Source organism: Bacillus sp. B1-b2, assembly GCF_009183415.1.
Classification (GTDB): domain Bacteria; phylum Bacillota; class Bacilli; order Bacillales; family Cytobacillaceae; genus Niallia.
This window is the reverse complement of record NZ_WEHU01000013.1, coordinates 128,029-137,371: the sequence shown is the minus strand read 5'-3', so window position 1 is coordinate 137,371 and position 9,343 is coordinate 128,029. Positions and strand designations below refer to the sequence as shown.

Genomic DNA, 9,343 nt, shown 5'->3' with positions numbered 1-9,343 from the left:
TATATTGGATTTGGATAGGTTACTACCACCAGACCATTATAAAGGATTTTTTTGTGTAATGGATAGAATGCAGAAAATTTAGATTAATTAAGTGTGATACGTTATTTTAATGCGACGCTAGTGGTAAAATATCGAAAAGAAAAACTCTATCTATGCAGATAGAGCTCTCCTCTTACTTCCTATTCCCCTTACCATCGGCCACTTCCACTATTACTTCCTCCGCTACCATTATCTCCACCATTGTCACTGTCTTTAACAACTTGGACATTTGTGGAAGCCTTTGGTTGGGTACCATCCTTTTGTTTCTCAGCAGTCGCTGTTACTTGGGCATAACCAACTTCCACCCCTTTGATATAATAATCTCCATTAATCTTGACAACTTCTACATGTTCAGGTCTGTTTGAAACAACATTAACAATATCCTTATCTGTCGCATTTGTTGGATTAAAGGTTAATAAATCTTCAACAGGAATTAAATCATCATATGATCCATCGCTTAGTTCTAATTGGTAAGGATCTTGTTTAAACTTGATATTATCTAATCTTACATATGGATCAATAACATTTACTGGGATACGCTCAATGATCTCAGGTCCATTGGTTGTTGATACAAGTAAATAGGTTGTACCTACCTTATTACCTGTTATAGTATTTTGCCCAGTTACTAATGACGCAATGGATGTATCTTCTAATCTAATATTGAGGTTCTTATTTGTTGCATCAGTTGGTTGAATATCCACTGTAAAGCTTTTCGTACCACCAATATTCAATTCAATTGGATTAGGATTAACTACTAAAGATGTAACGGGTCTGGTAATAGTAATAGTTTTAATAACCTCGGTATTATTAGAGAATCCACCACTAGCTTTTATTGAAATGGTATTGTTACCAAGTGAAGTTATTGGAATATCCTTAGTAGGATCTAGTTCTTTCCAACCTGTGCTGCTAGAAACATTATCCACTTTATATGAATATGTTACACTACTTCCAGCTACTTTACTTGTCAGCTTGGCATTCACATATTCTGTCGTTGTTGCACCACTATTATATTTAGTGGCTGTTGTTTGACCAGTTAAATCGAAGTCTGGTACAAAGTTTAGATAAGCTTTTGTATTATCTGAGTACGTAATCTCAATAATTCTGTTAGAAGACCCCTCTTTAAAAATCATATCTTTGACTGGTTTATTTTGTAAGCCGTAGTCATTTGGGAACTCAGAATTCGCTAATTTATTATTGGTTCCTTGATCTCTTTTTTCGATAATACCTGCCGCATCACCTGTGTACTTGTTAGCTAAGAACTCTTTTAACTGTACTTTCATATTTAATGACTGCTGTGATGCAGCAATGGTAGTTGTTTGTTTTTTATCTGCAAATCGAGGAGAGTCAACATAATATAAATTGGCTCTTGGCATGGTTAAATTACTAACAGCATGATCTACTTTATATTGAATAGTTTTCGTAATTTCAGAAACTCTAAATAATCCATTGGAATAGTTAGCTTCGTTCGGAACAGTAATGATGGCATATTTTTGTTTTGTGCCATTTATATCCCTAGTTTCTGCTTTAACATTTTCTGTAGACACAACACTCACACTATCTGGCAGAGGTTGCTCAATCACCAAATTTTTTAATATTCCAGATACAGCACTATTTACAAGTCCTGTTGGATTCATTGTATATTTAACATTAAAGTGGTTTGTTTGATCTGTTGAATTACTCGTTTTAATTAAATCACTTAATTCATTTTGTACTTTTTCTAGTGTCATATTAGCAGAGAAAGTGGCAGGAGCATCACTTTTGACTTCAATAGTTGCACTAGTACTTTTAGATTGTGCTTTTCCATCCAAATCCGTATATTGTAACGTAATATTATCGAATTCATATTTTCCTTCCTTACTAAAAGTTAACGGTAAGGAAATATCGATTGCACCAGATGGATCTTGATTTATTGGGAAAAGGATATCTTTCTTTATAATAATATTCCCCGCGCTATCCGTTGTTGCATTTGCATCATCAGCTAATTTCACTGTATCTTTGAATTTTGAAATATTAATCTTAATAGTAGCTGTAATGGTTGGTGTTGAGATTTTTGTGGAGATATCTTCAAATATTTTTGAAATAGTATCTGTTGATGCTTGTTGTGCTGTTGCTCCTGTTTTTAGTGACAAGGTGTTTAGATATCCCATATCTACTTCTTTATTATTTCCAAATCCTATAGAATATAATTTAATATCTTGTTGTGTTAAAGATTCAACTTCTTTTTGTATGTGAGCCTTAATATTTCTTTCAGCATCATTTAAGTAAATATTTCTATTATATCCTTGATAGGTTCTAGTTGCTGTATTATTTGTATAAATTGTGTAAGTCACTTCTCTATCCCTATTATTAATGTTTTCCGTTGCAGTAGAAACAGTCGGTTCACCATCAGTCATGAAAAAAATATACTTACTTGCATTACTATTCCCTAATGCTAACATAGACGAAGCCTTCTGAAGAGATTGGGTGTAGTTGGTTCCACCTAATGCATTTAACCTAAATGTAGTATTACTGATATAACTTAAGTTATCTCTAACATTTTTTTGAGAATAAATTGAACTAGACGGAAATTTAACAATATTACTCTCGTCAATATCACTATCAAAAGGAACAAATCCAAAGCGATCATAAATATTTGGATCTGCACTAAATATTTTCACTGCATCATACATTGCATTTTTTGCACTTTCAAATTTATATGGGTTTCTTCCACTCTCATTCATTGAACCCGACTTATCAAAAACAAACACAACATCTATAGGAGAACGATTAGCATTCGTTGCTTTTCCTTCAGGTGTTAAACGCACATCTAGACTCCCTTGAGCTATTCCATTACTAGGTTTTACAATTACACCTTGAGAAGGAGTAACAGTAAAATTCACTGCAGGTTTGCCTGCTGCAGCATTTGTTTCTGTAGGCATAAGCAATAGCAACAATAATGGAACTAATAAAAATTTACTAGCTAATTTCGTTCTCCTCATAAATATTGCACCCCTAATCTATAACTCTTTTACTAAATTTTAGCTACTTATCTATAATACTCTCATTATATCAAGTACTTTTGTACTAGCATAGCGTTTTATTGTGGAAAAATACACCACTATTTATCTAGTTTAGAAAAATTTACAAAAATAAAAAAAAGAACCCCCCAGCTGGAAGTTCTATCTACTGCTATCTATTTTATATAACTAGCTACACGATTTCGCCCAGCTCTTTTCGCACCTACGTATAGTGCCCTATCTGCATGCCTTATTAGTGCCATAGGCTCGTCTGCATCATCAGGTGCACTAGCAAGCCCTAGAGAAGCTGTAATACTAACTTTGGTCTGTTGATTTTCATCATTCATATTTTGCTTGATTAAAAAAGGTTTTGAAGCGATCATTTTGCGAATAAACTCGGCTAAATCATATGCTTCTGCAATAGACGTATTGGTTAATAAAATAACAAATTCTTCTCCACCATAACGAGCAAATAATCCATGATCACCAATTAGCTGTTGAATGCGGTCAGCAAAGCCTGTTAATATTTCGTTTCCAGCTTGATGACCATAAATATCATTAATCGATTTAAAGTGATCAATATCTAACATGATAAGTGCTAGATTCTTTATCTCCTTGTTCTGTAATTCAGTAAATCTTGCTGTTAAATATTTTTCGAAATAACGATAATTATATAGTTTTGTTAGTCCACATTTTTCGCTATTTTCCTTTGTTTTTTCGAAATACTTAGCATTTTCAAGTGCAATGGCAAATTGAGCACAAAGCAAATCTAATACCATCAGCTTCATATTAGCAAATGCCTTCTTTTGTTTCTTTCCAAGTAGTAATACACCAATAACTTTACTATTCTTTATAAGCGGCATACATAAAACACTTTGAATATCTTCAGGCATATATCCCTTGTTCACTTCCATCCACTCCTGCTTTGAATGAAACACTAATGCCTTCTTTGTTTCCAATACTCTACCACAAATTCCTTCACTCGACATTAACGTGTTTTCAAAAACAGGTAGCTCTTCTTGCCCTTCCACTCTAGCTATCATTTCTAATTCACTTCGATCATTTACTTGGTGAATAAATATGAAATCCACCTTAAATAACTCATATAATTTCTTACTAAAAAATTCAATGGTTTCTGAAACATATAAGTTTTGAGAGAGTTGATGGCCTATCTCTGTTATTTTTTTCAAGTAATCATTAACTGTTTGACTAGAATGATACAACTTTAGAATAAGTGATAAGGAAATAAAAGGGACACCAATTAAAATTAAAGCAAGAGGACCTATATCCAAATAAATTACATATAGCGCAATACCTACTGGATAGCTTATTGCTGTTGTAAGCATTTCCCAAAACAAATCTTTTGTAAAGAATGAAGTTCTTCTGCCGTAAACAACTCGATCAATAAAAAAGATAATAAAAGTATTAATGATAAGATAGGATAGAACATAAACAATACCTAAAGAAAAAGCCTGTACACTAGAAAATAAATCTACTTTTAATTCTCCACCTAAAGCAAAATAAATATTTCCACTACTAATAGAAACTAAAATAAACATAGTAGAATTCATAGGAATCCTAAATAAAGATTTCTTATCTATTTTTGCTTGATATAGGACAGCCATTAAAGCAATTTGTACAAGAACCGTTTCAATAAATAATCCAAAGATTAAAAATACTGATAAAGATGCCCATTGTAGGAAGAAAACCGAATTTCCATTAATAATCATTGGCATACTTGCCACAATCACCATGAATAATAAAAACCCTAGTATTTCCCATTCCTGTCCTTGAATTTGCGGAGGATGCATACGGTAAGTAACCCACAATCCTAAAGGAGAAAGCAGTAACCATATAGTCCATATTAAATTTTTCGTGTTTGGTTTGACCATATTTGCCTTCACCCATTTCCCTCACTTCATTAGACCTATTACTTATTAACTATTATACCCCCTAAAAAAAGGCTATTAAACACCAAATATTGCTATATTTTCATAAAATTCAAATAGATAGAGTTAATAAATATATACTACCTCTTTCTTCTCAAATAATCTATAAGATTTTTTACCTATGATTTTTTTTCAAATCCTTCCAAAACTTCTTCACTTCTGATACAAAGTAAAGAGAACCCGTAATAATTAACATGCTTTCCTTATTATGTTGGGACTCGTATTTATCCGTAATTGCTCGTTTCCAATCGGAAGTATGTGCTTTATTGATATGCTTACTTTCCTCATATAACGTAAAACTATTTGACGCTCTTGGATAATCAAAGGTAACAAACGTAATATCATTCGCGACCTTGTCTAACAGTCCAATCATTTTATCTGTTTTTTTATCAGACAACGCTGCGAAAATTATACTTTTATTTCTATCTGGATAACGGTTTGTTAAGACACTAGTTAGTGCTTCCACCCCTTCTATATTATGAGCTCCATCTAAAATAACTAGAGGATTTTCTGAGATAATTTCAAATCGTCCCGGCCACGTTGCTTGTTCTAAACCATTTCGGATATTGATTTCAGTAATTGGAGGAAAGTTATCTTTCAGTAAAAGAGCTGCTTTAACTGCTAACGAAGCATTTTCTACTTGATGTTTTCCAAACATAGAGATCTGCAACTCTTCGAATCTGTGATAAGCATCTTTTACCGTAAAAGCTTCTCCTTTACTATTTAATTTCTCATTGTCTATAGTAAAGTCCTTATACAAAAGATATAGAGGAGCATTTTCTTCATTAGCCTTTTTAGCTATTTCCTCTACAGCCTCCACTTGCTTAACAGCTGCAATGATAGGTGAGTTATGTTTAATAATCCCAGCCTTTTCCATAGCAATCTCTCTGTATGTTTCCCCAAGAATTGCCGTATGATCTAAGCCAATACTAGTGATAATGGACAATAAGGGTGAAATAATATTGGTAGAATCAAACCTTCCTCCTAATCCTACTTCATAAATTACGATATCCACCTTATTTATATAGGCAAAATAATAAAAAGACATGGCTGTTATTATTTCAAATTCAGTTGGTCCTCCTATATCCATTTGATCCATTTCTTCCACAATTGGATATAATTTATTTGCTAATAGTAGGATTTCTTCATCTTTAATTGGGGATCCATTTACACTTATTCTTTCATTAAATAGCTCAATATAAGGAGAAGTAAAAGTACCAACTGTTAAGCCAGCTTGCTCTAGAATATTTCTTAAATACGTGACTGTTGAACCTTTCCCATTGGTTCCACCAATATGAATGGTTTTTACTTTAGTCTCAGGATGGTTCAGTTTATCCATCATCATTTCCATTCTTGTTAGTCCTGGTTTAATTCCAAAACGTAAACGAGAGTGGATCCAATTTAATGCATCAGTATAAGAATGAAACATAAGTGCACCTTCTTTTATCAAAAATGAAATAGGAGAAGGGTGACTTTAGCTATTATCTAAAGTCACCCTTCCAACCATTATGAAATTATCCCTTTAATTCCTTAATTCTTGCTTCAACTGCTGCTCTTTTTTCTAAATAATCTTGTTCTTTAGCTTTTTCTTCGTTAATTACTTTCTCTGGCGCTTTCTTAACAAAGCCTTCATTGCTCAATTTCTTTTGCACTCTCTCTACTTCTTTAGACCATTTTTCTAATTCTTTAGAAAGTCGTGCAATTTCTTCTTCCATATTGATAAGCCCCTCAAGTGGAAGAATAATTTCTGCACCTGTAATAACGGCAGTCATTGCTTTATCTGGTACAGCAATCTCTGTATCAATCGTTAAGTTCTCTGGATTACAGAAGCGCTCGATATAAGATTGATTAGACATTAAAGTTGCCTTTACTTCTTCATCTTTTGCTTTTAAAAGAATACTGATTTTCTTACTCATTGGCGTGTTTACTTCTGCACGACTATTACGTACAGAGCGTATGATTTCAACCAATAGTTTCATATCATTTGCAGCCTTTTCATCTGTAAATGCATCATTAACTTCTGGCCATGCTGCCGTTGTAATAGATTCACCAGAATGAGGCAAGTTTTGCCAAATTTCTTCTGTAATAAATGGCATAAATGGATGTAATAAACGCATTGTATTATCTAATACATATGCTAGGATTGAACGAGTTGTTAATTTAGCTACTTCATCTTCTCCATATAAAGGAAGCTTCGCCATTTCAATATACCAATCACAGAAATCATCCCAAATGAAGTTATAAAGAACTCTTCCAACCTCTCCGAATTCATAACGATCAGACAGACGTGTTACTGTCTCAATTGTTTCATTTAATCTAGTTAAAATCCATTTATCTGCAACTGATTTTTCGCCAGTTAAATCAATTTCTTCATACGTTAATCCATTCATATTCATTAATGCAAAACGAGAAGCATTCCAAATTTTATTCGCAAAGTTCCAAGTAGACTCTACCTTTTCCATGCTGAAACGTAAATCCTGCCCTGGTGAGCTTCCTGTTGATAAGAAGTAACGTAAGGAGTCTGCACCATACTGTGCAATAACATCCATAGGATCCACACCATTACCTAAAGACTTACTCATTTTGCGTCCTTGCTCATCACGAACAAGTCCGTGGATTAATACATCATTAAATGGTCTTTGTCCAGTAAATTCTAGGCCTTGGAAAATCATACGAGATACCCAGAAGAAGATAATATCATATCCAGTTACTAATGCTGCTGTAGGATAATAACGTTTAAAATCTTCGTCCTCAGTATTTGGCCAGCCCATTGTAGAAAATGGCCATAGAGCCGAACTAAACCATGTATCAAGAACATCTGTATCTTGCTCCCAGTTTTCGATATCTTCTGGAGCTTCCTGATTTACATAAATTTCTCCTGTTTCTTTATGATACCAAGCTGGAATACGATGTCCCCACCAAAGCTGACGAGAAATACACCAGTCACGAATATTCTCCATCCAACGCATATACGTATTCTCAAAGCGATTTGGCACAAAATTTACTTTTTCCTCTTCTTTAGCTTGAAGAGCAATCGCTTCATCAGCTAATGGTTGCATTTTAACAAACCATTGAGTAGAAAGATATGGCTCTACAACTGCTCCACTTCTTTCCGAATGTCCTACAGAGTGCATATGCTCTTCTATTTTGAAAAGAACGCCCATCTCTTGTAAATCTTTCACAATTTGTTTACGGCATTCAAATCGATCCATGCCTTCATACTTGCCTGCACGCTCGTTCATTGTGCCGTCTTCATTCATAACAAGTATTCTCTCTAAATTATGTCGGTTTCCTACCTCAAAGTCGTTAGGATCATGTGCTGGAGTCATCTTAACCGCACCTGAACCAAAATCCATTTCTACATAATCATCAGCAACGATTGGAATCTCTCTTCCAACGATTGGTAGAAGAACTTTCTTTCCGATTAAGTGTTGATATCTTTCATCATTAGGGTGAACAGCTACCCCAGAATCCCCTAGCATTGTTTCTGGACGAGTTGTAGCTACTTCAATATATCCTGATCCGTCAGCAAGAGGATATTTCATATGATAGAATGCACCTTGAACATCTTTATAAATAACTTCAATATCTGATAAAGCTGTTTTCGTAGCTGGATCCCAGTTTATGATATATTCACCACGATAGATTAAATCTTTTTTGTATAAAGAAACAAAAACTTCTCGAACAGCCTTTGAAAGTCCTTCATCTAAGGTAAATCTCTCTCTAGAATAATCTAATCCAAGACCTACTTTAGACCATTGTTCACGAATATGACTAGCATATTCTTCTTTCCATTTCCACGTTTCTTCTACAAATTTTTCACGTCCCAAATCATATCTGCTAATATTTTGTGCACGTAATTTTTCTTCTACCTTAGCTTGTGTAGCAATACCAGCATGATCCATTCCTGGAAGCCAAAGAACATCATAACCTTGCATTCTTTTCATTCTTGTTAAGATATCTTGTAATGTAGTATCCCATGCATGACCTAAATGCAATTTACCTGTTACGTTTGGAGGCGGAATAACAATCGTGTAAGGCTTTTTCCCTTCATCTGGTTTAGCTTCAAAAAACTTTCCTTTTAACCACCAATCATAGCGACCCTTCTCAATATTAGCTGGATCATATTTTGTTGGCATGGAGATTTCCTTCATTTCCATCTTTTTTCCTCCTATTTCCACATGTACTTTTTAGCAAATAAAAAAACTCCACTCGTCATAAAAGGACGAATGGAGTCTGTTCGCGGTACCACCTTTTTTCCAATACAAATGAATGTATTGGCTCTTAAAAAGATGATATCGGAATCTCTCCGTCTTTCACTAATAAGTAAACCGTTCGCAAAAGAAGCTCGAGGGCTAC

Annotated in this window: 4 protein-coding genes and 1 other annotated feature (1 of these 5 cut by a window edge); all 4 genes read right to left on the bottom strand. The window is 34.0% G+C overall.

Annotated features, from left to right (window positions below):
• Positions 1 to 188 precede the first annotated feature (188 nt).
• The 4 genes from F9279_RS14255 to F9279_RS14240 all read right to left on the bottom strand — a co-directional run bounded on the left by F9279_RS14255 (position 189) and on the right by F9279_RS14240 (position 9,144).
• Positions 189 to 3,017, bottom strand: coding sequence for a VWA domain-containing protein (locus tag F9279_RS14255; protein ID WP_152114152.1), 2,829 nt, complete (start codon positions 3,015 to 3,017; stop codon positions 189 to 191).
• A gap of 194 nt (positions 3,018 to 3,211) precedes the next feature.
• Positions 3,212 to 4,939 (bottom strand): sensor domain-containing diguanylate cyclase, encoded by a 1,728-nt coding sequence (locus tag F9279_RS14250; RefSeq protein ID WP_226793523.1) that lies wholly within the window; start codon positions 4,937 to 4,939, stop codon positions 3,212 to 3,214.
• 160 nt (positions 4,940 to 5,099) lie between these two features.
• On the bottom strand, positions 5,100 to 6,413 hold the full coding sequence (locus F9279_RS14245; RefSeq protein WP_152114150.1) for a bifunctional folylpolyglutamate synthase/dihydrofolate synthase: 1,314 nt from the start codon (positions 6,411 to 6,413) through the stop codon (positions 5,100 to 5,102).
• Between the two features lie 85 nt (positions 6,414 to 6,498).
• Positions 6,499 to 9,144, bottom strand: a complete 2,646-nt coding sequence (locus F9279_RS14240) for a valine--tRNA ligase (protein WP_152114149.1) — start codon at positions 9,142 to 9,144, stop codon at positions 6,499 to 6,501.
• 58 nt (positions 9,145 to 9,202) lie between these two features.
• Positions 9,203 to 9,343 (bottom strand) — a binding site (T-box leader); it runs 90 nt beyond the window's last position.